Genomic DNA, 23,502 nt, shown 5'->3' on the forward strand with positions numbered 1-23,502 from the left:
GGCGAGGCGCGAAGGCACGATCACCCCGGAGCCGCCGGAAGAACGGCCGCGACGTCCCGGAGAAGATCCGCGGCGGCCCAGTAGACCCGGCAGCAGACCGAAGGAAGAGGGCCTCGCACGCGAGGTCAAGGAGGGTGGTACCGCGGGGCCCGACGGCCTCGTCCCTCCACGCCACAGCCGGTTCCAGCGTGGAGGTCCAGCCCATCATGTCCGCCTATTTCCGTTCTCTTCCCGCGCAGGTCGATCTTCCCGCGCTTGAGCACGAGGTGCTCGACCGCTGGCGGGACGGCAAGATCTTCGAGCGCTCGGTCGAGCAGAACGCCGGCGGCCCCAACTGGGTCTTCTACGAGGGTCCGCCCACCGCCAACGGCATGCCCGGCGTCCACCACGTCGAGGCGCGTGTCTTCAAGGACGTCTTCCCCCGCTACAAGTCGATGCGTGGCTACAACGTCCCCCGCAAGGCGGGCTGGGACTGCCACGGACTGCCCGTCGAGGTCGCCGTCGAGAAGTCCCTCGGCCTCTCCGGCAAGAAGGAGATCGAGGCGTACGGCATCGCCGAGTTCAACGACAGGTGCCGCGAGTCCGTGCTGAAGCACGTGGACGCCTTCGAGGAAATGACCGAGCGGATGGGCTACTGGATCGACCTGTCCCAGGCGTACCGCACGATGGACCCCGCCTACGTGGAGTCCGTCTGGTGGTCGCTCAAGGTCATCTTCGACAAGGACCTCCTCACCCGCGACTTCCGCATCACCCCGTACTGCCCCCGCTGCGGCACCGGCCTGTCCGACCACGAGCTGGGCCAGCCGGGCGGCTACGAGACCGTGAACAGCCCGTCGGTCTACGTCCGCATGCCCGCGACCTCGGGGCCGCTCGCCGACCTCGGCGCCTCGCTGCTGATCTGGACCACCACGCCGTGGACCCTGGTCTCCAACACCGCCGTGGCCGTGCACCCGGACGTGACCTACGTCGCGGCCCGTCCCGCCGGATCCGACGAGGTCCTCGTCGTGGCCGAGCCGCTGCTCGCCGCCGCGCTGGGCGAGGGCGCCGAGGTCCTCGCCTCCTTCCAGGGGGCCGACCTGGAGCACACCACCTACACGCGCCCCTTCGAGCTGGTCGACATCCCCGGTGCGCACTACGTGGTGCTCGGCTACTACGTCACCACCGACAACGGCACCGGCCTGGTCCACCAGGCGCCCGCCTTCGGCGCCGACGACATGACGACCTGCAAGCGCTACGGGCTGCCCGTGGTCAACCCGATCGGCCCCGACGGCCGCTTCCTCGACAACGTTCCCCAGGTCGGCGGCACGTTCTTCAAGGACGCCGACGAAGGGCTCACCGCCGACCTGCGGACGCGCGGCCTGCTCTACCGGGGCAGCCACTTCGAGCACAGCTACCCGCACTGCTGGCGCTGCCACACCGCGCTGCTCTACTACGCCCTCCCCGCCTGGTACATCCGCACCACCTCGATCAAGGACCAGCTCCTCGCCGAGAACGAGAAGACCAGCTGGTACCCCGAGACGATCAAGTGGGGCCGGTTCGGCGAGTGGCTGCGCAACAACGTCGACTGGTCGCTGTCGCGCTCACGCTACTGGGGCACCCCGCTGCCCCTGTGGGTCTGCACCACCGACGACTCGCACGTCACCTGCGTCGGCTCGCTGGACGAGCTGGGCCGCCTGTCCGGTCAGGACGTCTCCGCGCTCGACCCGCACCGCCCCTACGTGGACGACGTCACCCTGCCCTGCCCCACCTGCGGCGACGAGGCGCGCCGGGTCCCCGACGTGATCGACGCCTGGTACGACTCGGGCTCGATGCCGTTCGCCCAGTGGGGCGCCCCTTACCAGAACGAGGAGATGCTCGCCAAGGCGTATCCCGCGCAGTTCATCTGCGAGGCCACCGACCAGACCCGCGGCTGGTTCTACTCGCTGATGGCGGTGGGCACGCTCGTCTTCGGCAGGTCCTCGTACGAGAACGTGCTCTGCCTCGGCCTGATCCTCGCCGAGGACGGCCGCAAGATGAGCAAGCACCTGGGCAACGTCCTGCAGCCGATGCCGCTGATGGACCAGCACGGCGCCGACGCGCTGCGCTGGTACATGGCCTGCTCCGGCTCGCCGTGGGCGGCCCGCAGGGTGGGGCACGGCGCCCTTGAGGAGATCGTCCGCAAGGTCCTGCTCACCTACTGGAACACCACGTCGTTCTTCACCCTGTACGCGAACGCGGAGTCCTGGTCGCCGTCCCAGCTGTCGGCGGCGCCCGCGTACCACGAGCGCCCGCTGATCGACCGCTGGGCCCTCGCCGAGCTGCACAGGACCGTGGACGAGGTCACCGCGTCGATGGACGTCTTCGACACCGCCCGCGTCGGGCGGCGCCTCGCCGAGTTCCTCGACGACCTGTCCAACTGGTACGTACGGCGTTCCCGGCGCCGCTTCTGGGGCGGTGACCCCGCGGCGTTCGCCACGCTGTACGAGTGCCTGGAGACGGTCACCCGGCTGATGGCGCCGGTGGTGCCGTTCACCACCGACTACGTGTGGGACGTGCTCCGCGACGCCGACGCCCCCTCCTCGGTCCACCTCGCCTCCTGGCCCGAGGTCAACGGCGAACTGCTGGACCCGGAGCTGTCCGAGCGGATGGCGCTGGTCCGCCGCCTGGTGGAGCTGGGCCGCTCGGCCCGCGCCTCCAGCGGGGTCAAGACCCGCCAGCCGCTCGGCCGGGCCCTGGTCGGAGCCCCCGGCTGGGCCGCGCTCCCCCCGGAACTGCGCGAGCTGATCACCGACGAGCTCAACGTGAATGACCTGGAGGACCTGTCCGGGATCGGAGCGGACCTGGTGTCCTTCACGGTCAAGCCCAACTTCAGGGCGCTGGGCAAGCGGTTCGGCTCGCGGACCAAGCTGGTCGCCTCGGCCGTCACCGCCGCCGATCCCGCCGAGCTCGCCCGCGCGCTCCGTACCGGCTCACCGGTCCCGGTGGAGGCGGGAGAGCTGGGCACCGTGGAGCTCGGCGCCGACGACGTGATCGTCACCGAGCAGCCGAGGTCCGGCTGGGCGGTGGAGGCCGGGGCCGGTGAGACGGTCGCCCTCGACCTGACCATCACCGACGAGCTGCGCCGCGCGGGCCTGATCCGCGACGTCATCCGCCTGCTCCAGGACACCCGCAAGTCCACCGGCCTGTCGATCGCCGACCGGATCGACGTGTGGTGGTCCACCGGCGACGCCGACCTGGCCGAGGCCCTGCGAACCCAGGGACAGACGGTGGCCGACGAGGTCCTCGCCGTCTCCCTCACCGAGGGCGGCGCCGACGACCTCCCCGTCCACGGCGACGCGGAGCTGGGCCTGACCTTCCAGCTCCGCCGCACGACGACGACGGTCTGACCGGTCCGGCCGGTCCGATCGGCTCAACCGGTCGGACCGGCCCGGGAAGGTCGGCGAGACCGGACGCGGCCGGGGTTTTCTGGATGTCCTCCAGGAAACCCCGGCCGTCATGGTTCACAGCGATACGGATGTGCGGAGGGGCCGGTAAGGGCCGGGTGTCCGGCCTGCCCGGTCAGCTCACGTCCGGCGGTCGATCCGGCAGATCGGGCAGTTGCTCAGACCGGCCCGCTCGGCCTCGGCTCGGGTCGTGGTCTCGACGCCGCTGCCGCCCACGCTGGCCCCCTTGACGAGAGGGCAGTCGGAATCGTGGAAACGGCGGGTACCGGCGATGACCGTGACCGTCTCGCCGTCCGTCTCCCGCTCCTCGGTCGCGGGGCGCGGCCGGTCCTTGATGGCGGGAATACCGCCGGGAGAGGTGTCGTCGTCTCGATCATCGGGGGCGTCGCCGTCGTCGCGGCCGTCGCGGGAGGAGGTCCCCGTGCCGGCTTCGGACCTCACATCGGCCGAGGCGTTCTCGGGTGCCGGGTCGGGTTCGGCTGAGGTGGAGTCGGCCGCTACCTGCCGCCCGGCGCGCCCGGGTGCGGTCTCGGCCGGCTCCACCGGCTCGGGGGTGCCGACCGTGGCGGAGTCTTCTCGCCCGGAGGAACCCGAGGGCTCCGGAGAGGTCTCCCGACCGGCGGTCGTGGTTTCCGCCTCCGCGGAGGAGGCGTTCTCGCCGGAGACGGCCTCGGCGCGGGCCTCCCCGCCGCCGGACCCGCCCTTCGCGGAGTCGGCGGACGTGGCCTCGGCCGGTCGGCTCCTGGTCTGCTCGTCCTTCGCGGGCTTGGTCCAAGCGGGCCTGGTGGGCTCGACCTCGGCCTGCTCGGGCCCGGCTGACCCGGACTTCGCGGACGCGCCCCCGCCGGCGTCCGGCTCATCGGGGTCGGACGCCCCGGCCCGGCTCGCCGAGGCGTCCGTGGCCGACGTACCGGAGGAGGCGGCGGGCTCGGGTCCGGCCTTCGCGGAGTCAGGCTCCGGCTTCGGCGAACCAGGCTTGGCCGAGGCGCCCACGGAGCCGGCGGAGGCCTCCCGGCTCTCCCCTGCCGCCTGCGCGGCCACATCACGGCTGAACCAGCTGGTGGCCTCGGACGCGGCGTGCGGGATCTCGGGGATCTTCGGCAACTGGATCGCCGGTCGGGTGGGCTGCTCCGCCGGGCGGGCCGGAGGGCTCGCGGGCTTCTGAGGCTGGGGCCGGGGCTCGGAGGCCCGAGGCTGGGGCTCGGAGGACCGCACGTAGGGCCGGGCGACCGGGACGACGGGGTCCTGCTGTGAGGGCTCGGCTTCCGGACGCCTGGTCTCCTGGCGGGACGCGGTGCTCTCGCGACCGCCTGCGGAGCTCTCCGGCCTGGCGGGCGCGGCGTCGCGGCTCGCGACCGGAAACGCCGGAGACACCGGAGATTCAGCCCTGGTCTGCGAAGCCTCGAAACGGTCCTGCGATGCCGCTGTCTCGGGCCGCTGCGATTCGGACCCCTGAGTCTCGGACCCCTGCTGTTCGCCGGGCCGCTGGGACTCGGGCCGCTGAGGTTCGGGCCGCGCTCCGGGAGTCTGCTGCCCGCCGGACGAGACCCCACCGGACGGAGCGGTGGGCTGCACGGGCCGGTACGGGGAGGTGAAGCGGGCGGTGGCCTCATGAACACCTGGCTCGCGAGCACCGGCGACGGGGCCGGACTCCCGAGAGGCGGTCAGAGGCTCGTCGGGCTTCCGCGCCTCGGGCGAGGTCTCCCGCGGCTGGGGCCCGGAGGCGGAGTCTGCGGGCAGGCACGTGGTGCAGGGCGTGAAGCCCTCCTCCAGCGCCTCCTCGTGGGTGAGCTCCTCATGATCCCTGCCGGCCAGCTGGCGGCACCCCGCGACGTGATAGCGCTTACGGCCGGGGATGACCAGCACGATGGCCTCGGGGGCCAGGGCGCCCCGCCTCGCCGCGGCGGTGGCGGGTCCGGCCACCGGGCCGCGTCGCGGCTGGGCCGGGGCCACGGGCGCCTGCTGCATCCCGTGCCGCACCATCATCTGCTGTGGCGCCGAAGGGTGGTTCGGCACCCCGTGCGGCGCGGGCAGCGGCCCGGCCGGCATCGGTCCCTTCTGGGGAAGGGGCTGAGATGCCCCGGCGTCCCCGCCGGGGAACAACTCGTGGCGGCGCAGCAACGCCCCGATCACCAGGAAGACCGCCGACAGCACGCTGACCGCGATCGACCACATGACCAGAAATGGCTTGGCCAGCACGAACCCCGCGATGAGCAGGACGATGGCCGTGAGTACCAAACCGGCGCTGATAAGGATCACAGAGAGACTCCCGGGTGCGGGTCAAGGGGATGACCCGACACCTTAGCGGCGGTCGTTGTGAGGACCGTCAACGCCCTGGAAGGCACCGGAGTGCTGCGAGGGGTCGCCGCCGAACGGGTTGGGTGCGCTCTGGAGGGTCGGCTGACCGCCCTGAGCCACCGCGTGGGACATCGCCGGAGGCCCGCTCACGATCGGGAACCCGCCGCTGCCCTCGGCAGCCACGTTAAGCTCTGCGAGCTGGTTCTCCAGGTACAGCTTCAGGCGACTGCGATACTCGCGCTCGAAGCTGCGGAGCTCCTCGACCTTGCGCTCAAGCTCGTCGCGGGTCTGCACCAGGGAGCCCATGGCCTGGCGGTGCCGCTCCTGCGCGTCACGTTCCAGCGTCTCGGCTCGGGCACGCGCGTCACCGATGACCTGCTCGGCCTGGCGACGTGCCTTGCCGAGGATGTCGTCGGCCTCGCGGCGCGCCCGGGTCACCGTCTCGTCCGCCTCACGGCGGGCGTCGGCGATGGCCTGGTCGGCGGTCTGCTGGGCGAGGGCGAGAACGCGGGCCGCGGTGTCCATGTTGTCCTCGGCCGGAGGCATTCCCATCGCGACGGGAACAGGCTGCTGATGCTGCACCGGCTCGGGAGCGCGCATGGGCTCCGGCTGCTGCATCATCATCTCGGGCTTGGGCTCGGCGATGGGGGCCGGCGCCATGGCCATGCCCATACCGCCGGGGACCTTGCCCCGCAGGCACTCCGCCAGCTTGGCGCGGAGCTCCTCGTTCTCCTGAATGAGACGGTCCAACTCGGACTCGACCTCATCGAGGAAGGCGTCTACCTCTTCCTCGTCGTAACCCGGCCGAAGGCGGGTCGTACTGAATTGCTTGTTCCGCACATCGGCGGGTGTCAGCGGCATTTCGGTCTCCTTGGCGCGCTTGGAGTCTGTCCGGGGGGACGGTACCCGATCAACGAAGCGCGGACACGAGTTGGATCAAGACCAAGACCACAATGAACAGCACTGTGAAGCTTAGGTCAAAGGCCACCGTACCCAACCGGAGTGGTGGAATGAAACGGCGGAGGAACTTGAGAGGTGGGTCGGTCACCGTGTATACGGCTTCCGCCAGCACCAGGACGATGCCGGTGGGGCGCCACTGGCGCGCGAACGCCTGCACCGTCTCCAAGATCATTCTGCCGATCAGCAGGACGAGGTAGATGGACAGGACGAAGACCAAGATCCCGCTAACGATCCCCACGGTCCGTGCCCGCCTCCACTTCGCTCTGCCGTCCTCTGGCCCGTCGGGACCTGTTAGGCCGGTCACTGTTCATGATGGAACTCTAGCTCTGGTTGAAGAATCCGCGTTCCGCGATTCGAGCCTTGTCCTCGGCGGTCACCTCGACATTGGCTGGGGACAACAGGAACACCTTGTTCGTAACACGTTCGATGCTGCCGTGTAGGCCAAAGACGAGACCTGCCGCGAAATCAACGAGCCGCTTGGCGTCACTGTCAACCATCTCGGTCAGATTCATGATGACCGGGGTGCCGTCACGGAAGTGCTCGCCGATGGTCCGCGCCTCGTTGTACGTGCGGGGATGCAGGGTGGTGATGCGCGCCAGATCGGTCGTACGGCGCTCCAGAAGGGCCGTCGCGGGCCTCGGGGCGGGGACGCCGGAGTCGGTGTCGTCCTGGAGGTCGTGGACCGTGCCAGACCGCTCGTCGCCCTCGCGGCGCGCGTCGTCGAACTCCTCGTACTCGTCGTCGGGGTAGCTGTCGTATCTCTCGTAGCGGTCGTCCTCAACAAGACCGAGGTAGACCGCCATCTTGCGCATCGCGCCGGCCATCGCTACTTCTTCCTCCGTCTTACTTCAGATGTGCCCCAGGGGGACAGCCCGACCGCCCTGAGCTCACCACCGTTCGACCGCTGTCCGGACACGTGGACGCCAAGGTCCACTTGAAGGGACATTACCTGACGAAGGGCTTCCTGCGACCGAGCAACGCCGTACCAACACGCAGGTGTGTCGCGCCGTTGGCGATAGCCTGGGATATGTCCCCACTCATCCCCGCCGAGACGACATCGGCGCCGGGGTGAGCCCGCTGGACGGACCTCGCGATCTCCCTCAGCCTCGCGAACGCCCTGCCCGGCTCCTCGCCCAGTGGCGCGACCGCCATCACCCCGCCCAGCTCAAGCCCCTCGGCTCCGGCGACGGCGTCGGCCAGGGCCTCCACCTCCTCGGGCCGCGCACCGCCCCGCGCGGGGTCGCCGTCGAGCGCGACCTGCACCAGGCAGGTGACCGGGCGTCCCGCCGCGAGCGCCTCCCGGCTGAGCGCGGCCACCAGGCGCGGACGGTCGACCGAGTGGACGACGTCCGCGTACCCGACCACCGAGCGGACCTTGTTGGTCTGCAACTGGCCGACGAAGTGCCAGCGGAGATCGAGGCCGGCGCATTCGCGCGCCTTGGCGGACGCCTCCTGGTCGCGGTTCTCCCCCACGTCGGTGATCCCGAGCTCGGCCAGGATCCGCACGTCGGAGGCGGGATAGGTCTTGCTCACCGCGATGAGCGTCAGCTCCTCGCGGTGACGGCCGGCGGCCCGGCAGGCTTGGGCGATCTCCGCCTCCACCCGGGCCAGCCCGGCCGCGATCTCATCACGTCGTGTTGTTTCCGTCACATCTCCGCCGCTCGGACGTCGGCAAACCGGCGGAGCCCATTCTTCCCGGCACGGCCGGGCAGGTCGTCGCCACCCCCACAGTGAGAGATCTCACTTCAGGAAGTCGGGGACGTCCAGCTCCTCTTCCTGCTCCTCGAAGATCACCGGTCGGCGCCGGGCCGGGTCGGTGGCCCTGGCGGAGATCGGCGTCGGCTGCGAGGGTTCGGGAGCCGGGCGGGGGATCGACAACGGCGGGGAGTGCGACTCCTCCGCGCGGTGCGGCTCGGCGTGCTCCGCCGAGGGCTGCGCCTGCTGGACCGGGTAGATCTGCTGCTGGGGCGTGGGCTCCGCCGGCGCCGGCTGCGGGGTGGCGACCGGCCGCACCGGAGGGGGCGGCGCGTGCTCCACCCTCGGCTCGGGGCGGGGCTCGGCCTTGACCGTGGGCGCCAGCGGGCGGACCGGCGCCGTCGCGGCGGGCGGGGCGGGGCGGGAGACGGCCTGCGGGCGCGCGGCCGGCTGCGCGGCCTGCTTGGGCTCGGGAGCGGGCTCGTCGAAACCGGCCGCGATCACCGTGACGCGCACCTCGTCGCCGAGGGCGTCGTCGATGACCGTACCGAAGATGATGTTGGCATCCGGCGCGGCGGCGGTGGAGACGAGCTGGGCCGCCTCGTTGATCTCGAAAAGACCGAGGTCGGAGCCTCCGGCGATCGAGAGCAGCACGCCGTGCGCGCCGTCGATGCTGGCCTCCAGCAGCGGACTGGAGACGGCCATCTCGGCCGCCGCGACCGAGCGGTCGTCGCCGCGGGCGTGGCCGATGCCCATCAGGGCCGAACCGGCTCCGGACATGACCGACTTCACGTCGGCGAAGTCGAGGTTGATCAGGCCGGGCGTGGTGATCAGGTCGGTGATGCCCTGGACACCGGAGAGCAGCACCTGGTCGGCCGCCTTGAAGGCGTCGAGCACGCTCACCTGCCGGTCGGAGATCGACAGCAACCTGTCGTTCGGGATCACGATGAGGGTGTCGACCTCCTCGCGGAGGGTCTCGATGCCGGCGTCGGCCTGCATCGCCCTGCGCCGTCCCTCGAAGCTGAACGGCCGGGTCACGACACCGATGGTGAGCGCGCCCAGCGTACGGGCGATGTTGGCCACCACCGGGGCGCCGCCGGTGCCCGTGCCACCGCCCTCGCCCGCCGTGACGAAAACCATGTCGGCCCCCTTGAGGACCTCCTCGATCTCCTCGCGGTGGTCCTCGGCCGCCTTGCGCCCGACTTCGGGGTTGGCCCCCGCGCCGAGGCCGCGGGTGAGCTCGCGCCCGACGTCGAGTTTGACGTCGGCGTCACTCATCAGCAGCGCCTGGGCGTCGGTATTGATGGCGATGAACTCGACGCCCTTGAGTCCCTCCTCGATCATCCGGTTGACGGCGTTGACTCCGCCTCCGCCGATTCCTACAACCTTGATGACCGCGAGGTAGTTCTGCGGTGCTGCCACGACGAGGGGCCTTTCCGCTCGTTGACTTGCAATTTCATGCGGCACGGGGCCCGTGCCGTCGTTTCCAAAACCCTCACCCTCAAGTTGAGATTTAGCTTTATGTCAACCTGAGGAGTGATACGGACAGTAGGAGTTACGCTCCTGGCGGGTCAACTAACCGCGCCGCAAGCGTGTCCAGCGTGTCGCGGGCCGTCCTTTTCCGGGAACGCCCGCCATCCGATGAGATCACTTAACCGTCACCACGTCAGGCGAACTGACGTCATAGGTGTCAGCGGGACGCTTGAGCAGCGTAACAAGGATCCGCGCCTTGTCTGCGGGGCGGTCACCGCCACCCCACACGATCGCGCGGCCGTCCTTGAGACGCAGCGATACCGTCTCCGCCGACGGCGCGAGAACCTCCGCGACCCGGCGGGCGAGATTCTGCGGCAGCGCGGTGATGACCTTGAGCGCCGCCGCGGTCGCGGGATCCGCCGGGCCCGGCCGAGACACCCTCAGCACGGGCAGTGCCGGGGGCGCGACGTTCCTGAGCTCGGTGACGATCCCGTGGCGGTCCATCAGCGCGGACCTGTCACCGACCGGCACCACCGCCACCGGCTCGCGCTCCACGACCTCGACGCGCAGGGTGCCCGGCCAGCCACGACTCACCGTCACCGACTCCACCTGCGGGATCCTGCCGATCCTGCCCTCGACCTCGGCCACGTCGACGGTGGCGAGTGGCATGTCCTCGGCCACCTGCGCCGCCTGGCGGATCTGCTCGGCGGACAGGCCCGCGTTGCCCACCACCTGGATCTCCCTCACCCCGAGCACCGGGGAGAAGAACACCAGCCAGGCGGCGATGCCCACCACCCCCACGGTGAGCAGGGCCAGGAAGGCCGACCTCCACACCCCGTTCATCGCCACTCCCCCTCCGGCGACCCGCGCCCGCTGGCGTGGGTCACCGCGCGGCCAGCTCCGCCACGATCCTGGGACCGAGCTCGGTGACGTCGCCCGCTCCCATGGTCAGGACGATGTCACCGGGCCTGGCCCGCTCCGCCACCAGGGCGGGCACGCTGTCGCGGCGGGGGGCGTAGGCCACCCGCTCGGCGGGCAGCGGCACCTTCCCCGCCACCAGCGCCCCCGACACGCCCGGCTCGGGGTCCTCGCGGGCCCCGTAGACGTCCAGGACGATGGCCTCGTCGGCCAGCCCGAGCGCGGTACCGAAATCGTCGGCGAAGAATCTCGTCCGCGAGTACAGGTGCGGCTGGAAGACCGCGATGACCCTGCCGTCGCCGGAGAAGGACGCCACCACGTCCCGCGCCGCGCGCAGGTCGGCGGCGAGCTCGGTCGGGTGGTGGGCGTAGCTGTCGAAGACCGCCACCCCGCCCGCCTCCCCCTTGGCCTCGAAACGGCGCTTGGCGCCGGTGAAGGCCGCCAGGCCGTCACGGATCTCGTCGAAGGAGACGCCCAGCTCCCTCGCCACCGCGATCGCGGAGGCGGCGTTGAGCGCGTTGTGGCGGCCCGGCACCGCGAGCCTGACCTCCCCGTGCCCCACGATCGTGAAGGTGATGCCCAGCCCTTCGGGGACGATCCCGTCCACCCGCAGGTCGGCGTCCTCGCTCTCGCCGTAGGTGATCACCTTCAGGCCGCGGGCGCGGGCGATCGGGATGAGCGCGGCGGAACCGGGATCGTCGGCGCACACGACCATGGTGGCGGTGACGCGCTCGACGAACCGGGCGAAGCTGTCGTGGACCGCGCGCGGGTCTCCGTAGTTGTCCAGGTGGTCGGGCTCGACGTTGGTCACCACGGCGATGTCGGGGGCGAGCATCAGGAAGGAGCCGTCGCTCTCGTCGGCCTCGGCGACGAACGTACCGCCCGAACCCTCGTCGGCGCCCAGGCCCGTCGTCACCAGCTGCCCGCCCACGCAGTACGAGGGGTCGGCGCCGCACTTCTGCAGCGCCACGGTGAGCATCGAGGTCGTGGTGGTCTTGCCGTGGGTGCCGGCCAGCGCGACACCGGTCTTGCCCGCCATCACGGAGGCGAGCGCCGCGGCCCTGGGGATGACCCGCAGGCCCTGGCGGAGCGCCTCGCCCAGCTCGGGGTTGGAGTCGCGGATCGCGGTGGAGACCACGACGGTGTCGACGTTCTTGATGTGGGAGGCGGCGTGGCCGATGTGGACCCTCGCCCCCAGATCGCGCAGCTCCGTCACCAGGTCCGAGCCCCGCGCGTCACTGCCGGAGACCGGCACTCCCCGCTTGAGCAGGATGCGCGCGATCCCGGACATCCCGGAACCGCCGATCCCGATGAAGTGGACCCGTCCCAGATCGCCGGCCGCGACCGGATCCACCAGCTTGACCAGGCTCATCGGCCGCTCACCCCTCCTCGTTCGCCGCGCGGGCGCGTCCGCGCCCCTCCGGCCGTCGTTCGTCTCCGGCGGTCCCGCGCCCGCCGCCCCGGCTCCCCTGCGCGCCCATTCAGCCTCTCCCCTGCGCCGCGATCCCCAGCACCTTGCGTGCCAGCGTCACGTCGGCGTCCTTCCTGCCCATCCTGGCGGCCGCCTCGGACATGGTGACCACGCGCTCGGGGTCGGACAGGATGGGCAGCACGCTGTGGACGATCCACTCCGCCGACAGCTCGGCGTCGTCGATCATCACACCGCCGCCGCCCCGCACGATCGGGGTGGCGTTGAGCCGCTGCTCGCCGTTGCCGTGCGGCAGCGGGATGTACGCGGCCGGCAGGCCCACGGCCGTCAGTTCGGCGCAGGTCATCGCGCCGCTGCGGCACAGGGCGAAGTCGGCCGCCGCGTAGGCGAGGTCCATCCGGTCGACGTACTGCAGCACGACGTACTGGGGGTCGCCCGGCGGCGGCTCCTCCTCCAGCGTGTTCTTCGGGCCGATGACGTGCAGCACCTGCACCCCGGCCCTGCGCAGCGCCGGGGCGGCCGCCAGGGCCGCCCGGTTGAGCGAGCGTGCCCCCTGGGAACCCCCGGTGACCAGCAGCGTGGGCAGGTCGGCCTCCAGGCCGAACCAGGACCGGGCCTTGTCGCCCATGGACAGCCGGTCCAGGTTGACGATCTCGCGGCGGAGCGGGATCCCGATGTGCTCGGCGCGGCCCAGAGGGGTGTCCGGATGGCCGGTGAACACGTGCTCGGTGAGGCGCGCGCCCAGCCGGTTGGCCAGGCCGGGGCGCGGGTTGGCCTCGTGGACCACGATCGGCACGTTGCGCCGCCGCGCCGCCAGGTAGGCGGGGGTCGCCACGTAACCGCCGAAGCCGACCAGGACGTCGGCCTGGACGCGGTCCATGATGCCGGCGGCCGCGTTGACGGCGCCCGCCAGGCGGCCCGGCACGCTCAGCAGCTGGGGCGTCAGGGACCGGGGCAGCGGCACCGCGGGCACCAGTTGCAGCTCGTATCCCCGGGCGGGCACCAGCCTGGTCTCCAGGCCGCGCTCGGTGCCGAGGCAGGTGATCCCGATGTTCGGGTCGAGCCGGCGCAACGCGTCGGCCAGGGCGAGCGCCGGTTCGATATGACCGGCCGTCCCGCCGCCGGCGAGGACCACCCTCATTTCGGTCCTTTCGCTTATCGTCTTCCGCGGCCCGGCCGTCGTTTCCTGGCCGGACCACCCAGGCCAAGCCAGCTTAGGCCCCGCGCCACCGGTCCGGGGCCATGGGCCGCCAGCGCCTCGCGGGCGCCGGGTTCCTGCTTGGCGAACGACAGGAGCATGCCCAGGGCGGCGAGGGTGGGCAGCAGGGCCGATCCACCGTAGGAGACCAGCGGCAACGGGATGCCGGTGATGGGCAGCACGCCGATGACCGCGCCGATGTTGACGAGCGCCTGACCCACGATCCAGGCGACCGCGGCGGAGGAGGCGAGCCTGACGAACGGGTCCTTGACCCGGGTGGCGACCCGCAGCCCCGCGTAGCCCAGCAGCCCGAACAGGGCCACCGCGACGAGCGTGCCCATCAGGCCGAGCTCCTCGCCGAGGATGGAGAAGATGAAGTCGCTCTCGGCGTGCGGGATCCAGCTCCACTTCTGCCTGCTGGACCCCAGCCCCAGCCCGAACCAGCCGCCGCTGCCGATCGCGATCTGTCCCTGTACGGCCTGGAAGCCCGCCCCCTGGGCGTTGCCCCACGGGTCGAGCCACCCGGCGATCCGCGCCGAGCGGTATCCCTCGGTGCTGATCATGACGATGGTCGCGAGCGCCGTCACCCCGAGGATCCCGCCGAACAGCTTCAGCGGCGCCCCCACCACCCACAGCAGCGACAGGAAGATGAGCATCAGCACCAGCGTGGTGCCGAGGTCACTGCCCAGCATGACCAGGACGGCCAGGATGGCGGTGCCCGGCATCAGCGGGATGAACAGGCTGCGCCACTCGATCATGCCGTTGCGCGCCTTGCGGGCCAGCAGGTCGGCCCCCCAGAGCATCAGCCCGAGCTTGGCGGGCTCGGACGGCTGCAGGTAGACGGGGCCGAGGTCGATCCAGCGCTGGGCGCCGAGCTGGGAGGTGCCGACGAACAGCACCAGCACCAGCCCGAGGATCGCCAGCGCCATCAGCGGGTATCCGGCGAGCCTGAAGAACCTCGGCGGCAGCTGCGCGCAGATCCACATCAGCGGGAGGCCGAGCCCGACCGAGATCGACTGCTTGAAGAACCAGTAGAAGGGATCGCCCGTCTTCTGCAGCGCCTCGATGCTGGAGGCCGAGAGCACCATCATCAGGCCGAGGACGAGCAGCAGGCCGCTGCACCCCAGGATCAGGTAGTACGAGGTCAGCGGCCGGTTGAGCAACTCACGGAAGGCGGTCAGGTGCTCGCGGAACCCCTCGGGGCGCCCTGGGGCGCCCTGGCGGGCGGGCGCGCCCTCCTGGGTGGTCGCGCTCACGCCGCTCCCCCGTCGTGCCCCTCGGCGAGACGGTGCACGGCCCGGGCGAACGCCTCCCCTCGGGCGGGGTAACCGGCGAACATGTCCAGAGACGCGCCGGCCGGGGCCAGCAGCACGGTGTCTCCGGGGGCGGCGAGCCTGGCGGCTTCGGTGACGACACGGTCCATGACCCCAGTGTCTTGCCCCGCCACCTCCACCACGGGAACATTCCCGGCGTGTCGCGCCAGAGCCTCGCGAATTCGCTCGCGGTCGGCGCCCAGGAGCACCGCGCCGCGCAGCCTGGGCGCGGCCCGGCGTACCAGCTCGCCGACGTCGGCGCCCTTCAGCTGCCCTCCGGCGACCCAGACGATCGACGGGTAGGCGGCCAGCGAGGCGGCGGCGGCGTGTGGGTTGGTGGCCTTGGAGTCGTCCACGTAGTCGACCTCGGCGACCCTGGCCACGTGCGCGATCCTGTGGGGGTCGGGAACGAAGGCGAGCAGTCCCTCGCGGACGGCGGCGGCGGGCACCCCGTAGGCCCTGGCGAGGGCCGCGGCGGCGAGCGCGTTCGCCACGTTGTGCGGCGCGAACGGGCGGATGTCGGCGAACGAGGCGAGCTCCTCGGCGCTGCTCGCCGGGTCGGCCACGAACGCCCGGTCCACCAGCAGGTCCTCGACCACGCCGAGCTGGCCGGGCCGGGGCACCTTGAGGGTGAAGCCCACGCTCCGCGCCGTGGCGCCGTGCCCGGCCTCGCTCTCGTACGGCGCGGCGAGACGGGCCGCCCACTCGTCGTCGGCGTTGTACACGACCGTCCCGGCCCTGGCGAAGATCTCCCCCTTGACGCGGGCGTACTCCTCCATGGAGCCGTGCCAGTCGAGGTGGTCGGGCGCCACGTTGAGCACCGCGGCCGCGTACGGGGCGATGCTGGGCGAGCGGTGCAGCTGGAAGCTGGACAGTTCCACCGCCAGCACGTCGCCGGGACCGGCGACGGCCTCCACCACCGGGGTGCCGACGTTGCCGACGGCGAGCGCCCGGTGGCCCGCGGCGAGGAGCATCGCGGTGAGCATGCGCACCGCGGTGGTCTTGCCGTTGGTGCCGGTCAGCGCCAGCCAGGGGGCGGCGCCCTCGCCTCGGAGCCGCCAGGCCAGCTCGACCTCGCCGATCACCTCGATACCGGCCGCCGCGGCGGCGGCGAGCAGCGGGTGGTGCGGCGGCCAGCCGGTGGTGACGATGAGGGAGGTGCCCTCGGGAGGCTCGGCGGGTTCGCCGAAGCGCACCTCGACGCCGAGCGCGGTCAGCTCCCCCGCGACCGCCCTGGCCCGCTCGCCGTCCCTGCCCTCCAGGACGACCACCTTCTCGCCGCGACCGGCCATCGCGCGGGCCACGGCGGTGCCGGAGACCCCCAGCCCCGCGACGCAGATCACACGTCCTCCCCGGCCACGTTCGTCCGTACGCTCACAGCCTGGGCATCCATTCCACGTAGAAGATCCCCAGCCCGGCGGCGGAGCACAGGGCGGCGATCAGCCAGAAGCGGACCACGATGGTCGTCTCGGCCCAGCCCTTCAACTCGAAGTGGTGCTGGAGCGGCGCCATCCTGAAGACCCGTTTTCCGGTCATCTTGAAGAAGCCGACCTGGATGATCACCGACATGGTGATGAGCACGCACATCCCGGCGAGGATGATCAGCAGCAGCTGGGTCCTGGTGGTGATGGCCAGACCGGCGATCACGCCGCCCAGGGCGAGCGAACCGGTGTCGCCCATGAAGATCTTCGCGGGCGGCGCGTTCCACCACAGGAACCCGACCAGCGCGCCGAGCACAGCGGCGGCGACCACCGCCAGGTCCAGCGGGTCGCGGACCCAGTAGCAGTTGGGTCCGAGCTGGCTGGTGCAGCTGTTGCGCAGCTGCCAGTTGCCGATCAGCACGTACGAGGCGAGCACCACGCCGGTGGCGCCGCTGGCGAGGCCGTCGAGACCGTCGGTGAGGTTCACTGCGTTGGAGAAGCCGACGATCATGATCAGCACCCAGATGGTGAAGCCGATGAGGCCGATGGAGGGGCCGAAGTCCCTCAGGAACGACAGGCGCGTCTCGGCCGGGGTGATCTGGTAGGAGTTGGGGAAACGGGTCACCAGGACCGCGAAGACCGCGCCCACGATGAGCTGGCCCAGCGCCTTGGCGCCGCTTCGCAGACCGAGGCTGCGCTGCTTGTAGATCTTGATGAAGTCGTCGAGGAAGCCGACCGCGCCCAGTCCCGTCATCAGGAACAGCACGAGGACGGCGGAGACCGTGGGGGGTGTGAAGCTGTACAGGTGGGCGCAGGCGAAGCCGACCAGCGCGGCGATCACGATCACGGTGCCGCCCATGGTGGGGGTGCCGCGCTTGTCGTGGTGGCCGGAGGGTCCCTCCTCCCGGATGCTCTGCCCGTAGCCGCGCCGGGAGAACAGGCGGATCGCCAGCGGCGTGCCCAGCATGGACAGCAGCAGGCTGACCGCCGCCGCGACGAGGATCTCCCTCATCGGCGGTCACCCCCGAGCAGCGCCGTGGCCACGCGTTCGAGGCCCGCGGCGCGCGGTCCCTTGATCAGTACGACGTCGCCCGGGGCGAGCAGTGCCGACAGCTCCGCGCCCGCCTGGGCCGCGTCGGCGGCGTGCGAGATCCGGATGGCGCCGGCGGCGGCATCGGGCTCGGCGGTCTCGCCGAACGCGGAGAGAGGCGAGAGCGCGCCGTCGCCCGGTGGTCCTCCCGCCCCGTGCGGCGCCGCTCCCGCGTGCGCGACGACGCCGCTCTCCCGCGCGGCCCGTACGGCGGCCTCCGCCCCTGCCAGGACCGGATCCGCGTCGGGGCCGACGACGAACAGGCCCGCCAGGCCCGCGCCCCCGGCCAGGCGTCCCAGCCCCTCGTTGAGCGCGGCGCTCTCGTCACCGAGTTCGCGCAGGGCGGCGATGACCGCGAAGCGGCGGCGGCCGCCCGCGAGCACGTCCAGGGTGCCGAAGGCGGCCCGCATGGAGTCGGGGTTGGCGTTGTAGGCGTCGTTGATCACGGTGACGCCGTCCGCGCGGTCGGTGACCTCCATCCGCCAGCGGCTGCGGGGCTCGGCCTCGGACAGCTCCTCGGCGATGGTGGCGACCGGCAGGCCCAGCTCGTAGGCGGCCGCCGCGGCGGCGAGCGCGTTCTCCACCGCGTGCTCGCCGTACAGGCGCAGGCCGACGGGGGCGGCACCCGAGGGGGTGCGCAGCGTGAAGGAGGCGCGGCCGCGCTCGTCGACGGTCACGTTCTCGGCCCGTACGGTCGCGTCCTCGCCCCGGCCGTACCAGGTGACGCGGGCACCGGTGCGCCCGGCCATCGCGGCCACCAGCGGGTCGTCGGCGTTGAGCACGGCCACCCCGTCGGCGGGCAGCGCCTCGACCAGCTCGCCCTTCGCCCTCGCGATCTCCTCCTTGCCGCCGAAGACGCCCAGGTGGGCGGTGCCGACGTTGAGGACCACGCCGATCCTCGGCGGGGCGACGCGGGTCAGGTGGGCGATGTGCCCCGCGTTCCTCGCGCCGAGTTCCAGCACCAGGTAGCGGGTGTCCTCGCTGGACTTCAGCACGGTCAGCGGGTGGCCGATCTCGTTGTTGAACGAGCCGGCCGTGGCGACCGTCGGGCCGATCCTCGCGGTGAGCCTGGCGAGCAGGTCCTTGGTGGTGGTCTTGCCCGCGGAGCCGGTGATGCCGATGACCGTGGTCGCCGGCAGTGCCGCGCAGACGGCGGTGGCCAGGCCCGTCATGGCGGCCACGGTGTCACCGACGATGACGGCGGGGGCGTCGACCGGCCGGGCGGCGAGCACGGCGACCGCCCCGGCCGCGACGGCCTGGGCCGCGAAGTCGTGCCCGTCGACCCGTTCGCCCTTGATCGCGACGAACAGCGACCCCGGTTCGACGGCGCGGGAGTCGGTGACGACCGGGCCGCGCACCACCGCGCGTGGGTCGGCCATGCCCGCGAGGGCCCCCGAGGTGATCTCGGCGATCCTGGCCAGCGGCAACGGGATCATGATGCGTCTTCCCTACTCTCCATACGTGCTTCGGCGCCCGGTGCGGTTCCTGCGCCTGACGATCGCGTCGGCCACGACCTGCCTGTCGTCGAAAGGAAGCACCTGGTCGCCGACGTACTGGCCCTGCTCGTGGCCCTTGCCGGCCACGACGACGACGTCACCGAGACCCGCCCGGCCGATGGCCAGGTCGATGGCCGCGGCGCGGTCCGGCTCAATGATCACATGCGCGCGCCCGTCCTGGGGCACACCGAGAACTCCGTCCATCATCTCCGCGAGGATCCGCAGGGGATCCTCGGAGCGGGGGTTGTCGCTGGTGAGAATAGCCACATCTGCCAACCTTGCGGCGGCTTCTCCCATCATTGGGCGTTTACTGCGGTCACGGTCACCCCCGCAGCCGAGCACGACGATGAGTTCGCCCTCGGTGACCTCGCGCAGCGAGCGCAGGACCGACTCGACCGCGCCGGGCTTGTGCGAGTAGTCGACGATGGCCTGGAAGTCCTCGCCGCCGGGAACCCGCTCCATCCGGCCGGGAACCCCCGTCAGCGTACCGACACCCGCCACCGCGGCCCGCAGCGGCACACCCGCCTCCACCAGCGCGACGATCGCGCCCAGGGCGTTGGACACGTTGAAGGGCCCCGGCAGGGCGACCGAGGCGGCCTCCTCGACGCCTCCCGGCCCCACGACCGTGAAGGTGCTGCCCTCGGGGCCCAGCCGCACACCGGTGGCCCGCCAGTCGGCCTCCAGGGCGCCCTCGGCGGAGAAGGTGGTCATCGGGATCTTCGCGAAGCCCGCGAGCTCACGCCCGTGCGGATCGTCGAGGTTGACGACCCCCACGCGGCTCATCTCGGGGGTGAACAACCTGGCCTTCGCCGCGAAGTAGTCGTCGAGGTCACGGTGGAAGTCGAGGTGGTCCTGGGACAGGTTGGTGAACAGCGCCACGTCGTAGAACACCCCGTCGACCCGGCCGAGCGCCAGCGCGTGGCTGGAGACCTCCATCGCCGCGGCGGTGACGCCCCGCTCGCGCATCAGGGCGAACAGGCTCTGCAGGTCGCTCGCCTCGGGCGTGGTGAGCTTCGGCGCGAAGCGCAGCTCACCGGCGTGGATCTCCACCCCCCCGATGAGCCCGGGGCTGTGCCCGGCGGCCCGCAGCCCGGCCTCCAGCATGAAGGTGACCGTGGACTTGCCGCTGGTGCCGGTGACCCCGACGACCATGACGTCCGCCACGGGATTGCCGTACACCCAGGCGGAGACCTGCCCGAGCAGGGCCCGCGGATCGGGCACGACGAGGACCGGGAGGCCGGTCGCGACCGCGGCCTCCCTTCCCGCCTCGTCGGTCAGGATCGCGCTGGCACCCGCGGCGAGGGCCTGGGCGGAGAAGTCGGCCCCGTGGACCGAGGCCCCCGGGAGCGCGACGTAGAGATCTCCCCGGCACACCTGGCGCGAGTCGATGGTGATCCCGGACACCGCGGCAAGCGGAGCTCGCGACGTGCCCGAGGGCGCGCCGATGAGGCTCGCCAGCCCCGAGAGCGGACGGGGTGAACTGGTTGAGGGTCGCATTGACGACGGGGGACGCACGGCGAGAGCGTACCTTCACTCGTCACTCTCCGGCGCGTATCCGCACCGGGGACGGCTTGGTTCCGGTCGGCGGGATCTTCCCGCTCTTCAACGCGAACGTCATCACCTTCTTGAAGACCGGCGCGGCGATCTCCCCGCCGTAATGGCCCTCCTTGGGGTCCTGGAGGACCGCCAGGACGACGAGGCGGGGCTTGTCCGCGGGAGCGAAACCAACAAAAGTCGCGGTATAACCGCAATAACCCTGACATCTGGTGTCGTAGCGCATCGCGGTCCCCGTCTTGCCCGCCACCCGGTAACCGTCGATCGCGGCGAGGTTGCCGGTGCCCTCCTCGCTCACGGCGGCCTCCAGCATGGTCGCGATCTCCCGCGCCGTACGCTCGCCGACCACCCGGGTCTGCTTGCCCGGCGGCGACGGCGTGAACACGCCGTTCTCCCCGGTGGTGCCGGCCACGATCCGCGGGGTGACACGCACCCCGCCGTTGGCGATGGTCTGGTACACGCTCGCCGTCTGCAGCGCCGTCACCGAGACCCCCTGGCCGTACGCGATCGTGCAGCGCTGGCTACCCGACCAGCTCTTCCAGTCGGGCAGGAGCCCGGCCTCCTCCCCCGGCAACTCCGAGCCCGGCTTCGTGCCGAACCCGAAGCGCTGGAGCATCGAGTGGAGCTTCTCGTCGCCGATCTTCTGGGTGGCGAGGATCGTACCCACGTTGCTGGAGGTCGCCACGATGCCCGAGAAGGTCAGGCGCTCGGTGGGGTGCGGGTGGGAATCCTTCAGCACCTGGTCGGCGCACCTGATCCGGTCGGCGACCGTGAACAGGGTCTCCGGCCGCACGGCACCCGACTCCAGGGCCGCCGCCGCGGTGATGACCTTGTTGGTGCTGCCCGGCTCGAACACGTCGGTGACCGACCGGTTGACCCGGTCGGCGCCGGGAGAGTTCATCCAGTTCTTCAGGTCGAGCTCGGGCGCGTTGGCCATGGCGATCACCTTGCCGGTCCGCGTGTCCAGCACGATCGCGCTGCCGGTGCGCGCCCCGGTCGCCTTGACCTGCTCGGCGATCGCCTTCTGCGCGGCCCACTGGACGTCGCGGTCGATGGTCAGACGCACGTCCCTGCCCTCGACGGGCGCCCGGACGGTGCTGCGGGTCATCGGGATGCGCTGCCCCCTGGCACCCGTCTCGATGATCTGCTCGCCGTCGCGGCCCGCGAGCAGCTTGTCGTAGGTGCTCTCCAGCCCGGCCAGCCCGGTGCCGTCGGTGCCGACGAAGCCCAGCAGGGTGCCCGCCAGGTCGCCGCCGGGGTAGTCACGCCGGTAGCGGTGCTTGCTGCCGACGCCCTTGAGGTCTTGCGCCATGATCCGCTGGGCGAGCGGCGGGTCGACGGCTGCGGCGAGCTGCTGGTAGTGGCTGGTGCTCTGGGCCAGCTTGGCGGCGATCGACTCCTTGGGCGTGCCCAGCTCCTTGGCCAGGATCGTGGCCACCCGGTCACGCTGGCCGGCGGAGACCTGGGAGGGGTCCACGAAGATCTCGCGAGCCTCCAGGGTGAGCGCGAGCTCGTGACCGTTCACGTCGGTGATCGACCCTCGCCTCGCGGGCAGCTTCTCGCCCTGGACGCGCTGCTTGGCCGCCTCCGCGGTGTAGACCTTCGAGTCGAGGCCCTGGAGCTGGATGAGCCGCCCCGCGAAGATGGACAGCACGAAGGTCATCGCCATCAGGCCGATACCGATGCGCCTGCGGGGGTTGCCCAGGCGCAGCACCGCCGACGGGCGCGCCGGCGGCCGCGGCGGCCTGCCACCGCCGCCGCGTGTGGTCATGCGGGTGTGCTCGTGATCCCCCGGTCGCTCGCCTCCGCGCCTCGGCGCGGACCGCACCCAGCCCAGCGGGTCCGGCGGTCCTTCCGCCCGTGAGGACCGCACCGGCCCACGCGGGGCCTCGGCTCCCGGAGACCTGCGCGGCGCCTCGGGCCCCGAGGACCTACGCGGGGCGGGCCCCGGCGGCCTGCCGGGGCGGGGGGCGGAGGTCCTGCCCGGCGCCTCGGGCCGGCCGGATCCACCGGAAGCCCTCGGGGCTCCGGAGACACCGGGAACGCCGGGGACACCACGGATGCCGGGGGCACCGGGGGCACCGGGGGCACCGCCCTTGCCGTCCGGTCGTCTTTGCCGACCCGAGCCGTCGGAAGCGGGCGGCCGTGCGCCGGAACCGGTCCTGCCGGTGGGAGCGGGCCTGCCCGGGGCTCCCGGCCTGCCGGACGCGCCGGCGGCCGACGGCCTCGCCGGGGAGCCCGGCCTGCCGCCCCTCGCCGGTTTACCTGATTTGCCGGAACCTTCCGGTGCCGGTGACCCGCCGGACGAGCCTGCCCTGCCAGAGGCACCGGAGGAGCCCGCACGACCGGAGCTCCCGGCGGAGCCCCCGCGCCCCGAGCCACCGGAGGAACCCGCACGGCCCGAAGGGGAGCCCGCACGGCCGGAACTTCCGGAGGAACCCGTACGGCCCGAACCGCCTGCCCCCTGCCTACCCGAGGCCGGAGGCCTGCGCGGGGGGGCCGGCTCCCGGGGGCTGTCGGGAACGCCGGGAGCGCCGGACGGCCCGGCGTCGCCGGAACCGGGCCTGCGCGGCTTACCGGAGGCGTCCGGGGAACCGCCCGGTCTGGCCGCGCGGCCGGGACCGCCGGGAGAACGGCGGCCCGCCCCTCCCGCCGGTCCTCCCCCGGAGCCCCCGCGGCCCTGCCCGGAACCGGGCCCCCCGGTCTCCCTCACCGGCCCGTGCCCGGCACTCGCTCCTGCCCCGCGGGCTTGGTGGCGTCGTCGGCGCCCCCGACGGCGGGCTTGTCGGGGTCGATGACGCGCGCGGTGTCCCAGTCGGGACCCAGACCCTGGAGTTCGTTGTTCCTCGCCACCGCTTCCGGCATCTCCTGCCGCATGATCGCGCTCTGCTTGCTCTCCTTCGCGATGCGCAGGTCACTGATCTCCTTGCGCAGCCCGTTGGCCCTGAAGGAGTCCTGGGCGAGCACGGCGTTCAGCAGCAGCAGGCTGATCAGCCCGCCGCAGAGCAGGCCGACCACGAGCAGCAGGAAAGGAGTTCTCGGCGGCCTGGCGCGACGGGCCGCCGGGGGCCCTGAGGCACCTGGAGCCCCGAGAGCCACAGCCTTGACCTGCTTACCCTGCGCGGCCGGAGCGGTGGCGGGCGCAGGCCTGGCCGGCTTGGTCCCGTACCCCTGCGGCACCGCGCGGGGGACGCGCACGGGGCGTGCGCCGCGGCTGGGCGCGGCGCGTCGGACG

At 72.0% G+C, this 23,502-nt stretch carries 17 protein-coding genes; 1 reads left to right on the top strand and 16 read right to left on the bottom strand.

Translation table 11 applies throughout. The features are described from left to right. Positions 1-206 precede the first annotated feature (206 nt). Entirely contained in the window at positions 207-3,365 is a 3,159-nt protein-coding gene (ileS, locus tag AB0B96_RS01110; protein WP_362895464.1) for an isoleucine--tRNA ligase, read from the top strand. A 177-nt stretch (positions 3,366-3,542) separates the two neighbouring features. Here ileS and AB0B96_RS01115 read toward each other — a convergent pair whose 3' ends face one another. The 16 genes from AB0B96_RS01115 to AB0B96_RS01190 all read right to left on the bottom strand — a co-directional run bounded on the left by AB0B96_RS01115 (position 3,543) and on the right by AB0B96_RS01190 (position 23,465). After that, on the bottom strand, positions 3,543-5,681 hold the full coding sequence (locus AB0B96_RS01115) for a hypothetical protein (RefSeq protein ID WP_362895466.1): 2,139 nt from the start codon (positions 5,679-5,681) through the stop codon (positions 3,543-3,545). A 42-nt stretch (positions 5,682-5,723) separates the two neighbouring features. After that, on the bottom strand, positions 5,724-6,581 hold the full coding sequence (locus tag AB0B96_RS01120; protein ID WP_362895468.1) for a DivIVA domain-containing protein: 858 nt from the start codon (positions 6,579-6,581) through the stop codon (positions 5,724-5,726). Positions 6,582-6,630: 49 nt separating this feature from the next. Further along, positions 6,631-6,918 (bottom strand): YggT family protein, encoded by a 288-nt coding sequence (locus AB0B96_RS01125; RefSeq protein WP_350948107.1) that lies wholly within the window; start codon positions 6,916-6,918, stop codon positions 6,631-6,633. A gap of 82 nt (positions 6,919-7,000) precedes the next feature. Further along, entirely contained in the window at positions 7,001-7,504 is a 504-nt protein-coding gene (gene sepF, locus AB0B96_RS01130) for a cell division protein SepF (RefSeq protein WP_350948106.1), read from the bottom strand. A 121-nt stretch (positions 7,505-7,625) separates the two neighbouring features. Beyond that, positions 7,626-8,330, bottom strand: a complete 705-nt coding sequence (locus tag AB0B96_RS01135; protein ID WP_362895471.1) for a YggS family pyridoxal phosphate-dependent enzyme — start codon at positions 8,328-8,330, stop codon at positions 7,626-7,628. A gap of 90 nt (positions 8,331-8,420) precedes the next feature. Next, positions 8,421-9,797 carry a cell division protein FtsZ gene (gene ftsZ, locus AB0B96_RS01140; protein ID WP_362895473.1) on the bottom strand — a complete coding sequence of 459 codons (1,377 nt, stop codon included), beginning with the start codon at positions 9,795-9,797 and terminating at the stop codon, positions 8,421-8,423. Positions 9,798-10,022: 225 nt separating this feature from the next. After that, positions 10,023-10,691 (bottom strand): FtsQ-type POTRA domain-containing protein, encoded by a 669-nt coding sequence (locus AB0B96_RS01145; RefSeq protein WP_350948103.1) that lies wholly within the window; start codon positions 10,689-10,691, stop codon positions 10,023-10,025. Positions 10,692-10,731: 40 nt separating this feature from the next. Beyond that, the gene (murC, locus tag AB0B96_RS01150; protein ID WP_350948102.1) at positions 10,732-12,138 is read right to left on the bottom strand and encodes a UDP-N-acetylmuramate--L-alanine ligase; all 1,407 of its coding nucleotides are present in this window, start codon (positions 12,136-12,138) and stop codon (positions 10,732-10,734) included. Between the two features lie 109 nt (positions 12,139-12,247). Then, the gene (gene murG, locus AB0B96_RS01155) at positions 12,248-13,336 is read right to left on the bottom strand and encodes an undecaprenyldiphospho-muramoylpentapeptide beta-N-acetylglucosaminyltransferase (protein WP_362895476.1); all 1,089 of its coding nucleotides are present in this window, start codon (positions 13,334-13,336) and stop codon (positions 12,248-12,250) included. A 14-nt stretch (positions 13,337-13,350) separates the two neighbouring features. Beyond that, the gene (gene ftsW, locus AB0B96_RS01160) at positions 13,351-14,649 is read right to left on the bottom strand and encodes a putative lipid II flippase FtsW (RefSeq protein ID WP_362895478.1); all 1,299 of its coding nucleotides are present in this window, start codon (positions 14,647-14,649) and stop codon (positions 13,351-13,353) included. Further along, positions 14,646-16,049, bottom strand: a complete 1,404-nt coding sequence (gene murD / locus AB0B96_RS01165) for a UDP-N-acetylmuramoyl-L-alanine--D-glutamate ligase (RefSeq protein WP_362895480.1) — start codon at positions 16,047-16,049, stop codon at positions 14,646-14,648. Before murD ends, ftsW begins: the two co-directional genes overlap by 4 nt. A 31-nt stretch (positions 16,050-16,080) precedes the next feature. Further along, the gene (gene mraY, locus AB0B96_RS01170) at positions 16,081-17,139 is read right to left on the bottom strand and encodes a phospho-N-acetylmuramoyl-pentapeptide-transferase (RefSeq protein ID WP_350948098.1); all 1,059 of its coding nucleotides are present in this window, start codon (positions 17,137-17,139) and stop codon (positions 16,081-16,083) included. Continuing rightward, positions 17,136-18,653, bottom strand: a complete 1,518-nt coding sequence (gene murF / locus AB0B96_RS01175) for a UDP-N-acetylmuramoyl-tripeptide--D-alanyl-D-alanine ligase (protein WP_362895482.1) — start codon at positions 18,651-18,653, stop codon at positions 17,136-17,138. Before murF ends, mraY begins: the two co-directional genes overlap by 4 nt. 12 nt (positions 18,654-18,665) lie before the next feature. Then, positions 18,666-20,210 (bottom strand): UDP-N-acetylmuramoyl-L-alanyl-D-glutamate--2,6-diaminopimelate ligase, encoded by a 1,545-nt coding sequence (locus AB0B96_RS01180; protein ID WP_350948096.1) that lies wholly within the window; start codon positions 20,208-20,210, stop codon positions 18,666-18,668. A 40-nt stretch (positions 20,211-20,250) separates the two neighbouring features. Further along, positions 20,251-22,038 (bottom strand): penicillin-binding protein 2, encoded by a 1,788-nt coding sequence (locus tag AB0B96_RS01185; protein WP_362895485.1) that lies wholly within the window; start codon positions 22,036-22,038, stop codon positions 20,251-20,253. A 938-nt stretch (positions 22,039-22,976) separates the two neighbouring features. After that, the gene (locus AB0B96_RS01190; protein WP_362895487.1) at positions 22,977-23,465 is read right to left on the bottom strand and encodes a hypothetical protein; all 489 of its coding nucleotides are present in this window, start codon (positions 23,463-23,465) and stop codon (positions 22,977-22,979) included. Between the last annotated feature and the right edge of the window lie 37 nt (positions 23,466-23,502).

The organism is Streptosporangium sp. NPDC049046 (assembly GCF_040649155.1).
Classification (GTDB): Bacteria; Actinomycetota; Actinomycetes; order Streptosporangiales; family Streptosporangiaceae; genus Streptosporangium.

Coding starts and splice junctions, on each gene's coding strand:
- murC (WP_350948102.1), bottom strand. CDS start 12,138: ATGAGCCTGGTCAAGCTGGTGGATCCGGTCGCGGCCGGCGATCTGGGA.
- AB0B96_RS01185 (WP_362895485.1), bottom strand. CDS start 22,038: ATGACCACACGCGGCGGCGGTGGCAGGCCGCCGCGGCCGCCGGCGCGC.
- murF (WP_362895482.1), bottom strand. CDS start 18,653: ATGATCCCGTTGCCGCTGGCCAGGATCGCCGAGATCACCTCGGGGGCC.
- AB0B96_RS01120 (WP_362895468.1), bottom strand. CDS start 6,581: ATGCCGCTGACACCCGCCGATGTGCGGAACAAGCAATTCAGTACGACC.
- AB0B96_RS01180 (WP_350948096.1), bottom strand. CDS start 20,210: ATGCGACCCTCAACCAGTTCACCCCGTCCGCTCTCGGGGCTGGCGAGC.
- AB0B96_RS01145 (WP_350948103.1), bottom strand. CDS start 10,691: ATGAACGGGGTGTGGAGGTCGGCCTTCCTGGCCCTGCTCACCGTGGGG.
- mraY (WP_350948098.1), bottom strand. CDS start 17,139: ATGAGGGAGATCCTCGTCGCGGCGGCGGTCAGCCTGCTGCTGTCCATG.
- ileS (WP_362895464.1), top strand. CDS start 207: ATGTCCGCCTATTTCCGTTCTCTTCCCGCGCAGGTCGATCTTCCCGCG.
- sepF (WP_350948106.1), bottom strand. CDS start 7,504: ATGGCCGGCGCGATGCGCAAGATGGCGGTCTACCTCGGTCTTGTTGAG.
- murG (WP_362895476.1), bottom strand. CDS start 13,336: ATGAGGGTGGTCCTCGCCGGCGGCGGGACGGCCGGTCATATCGAACCG.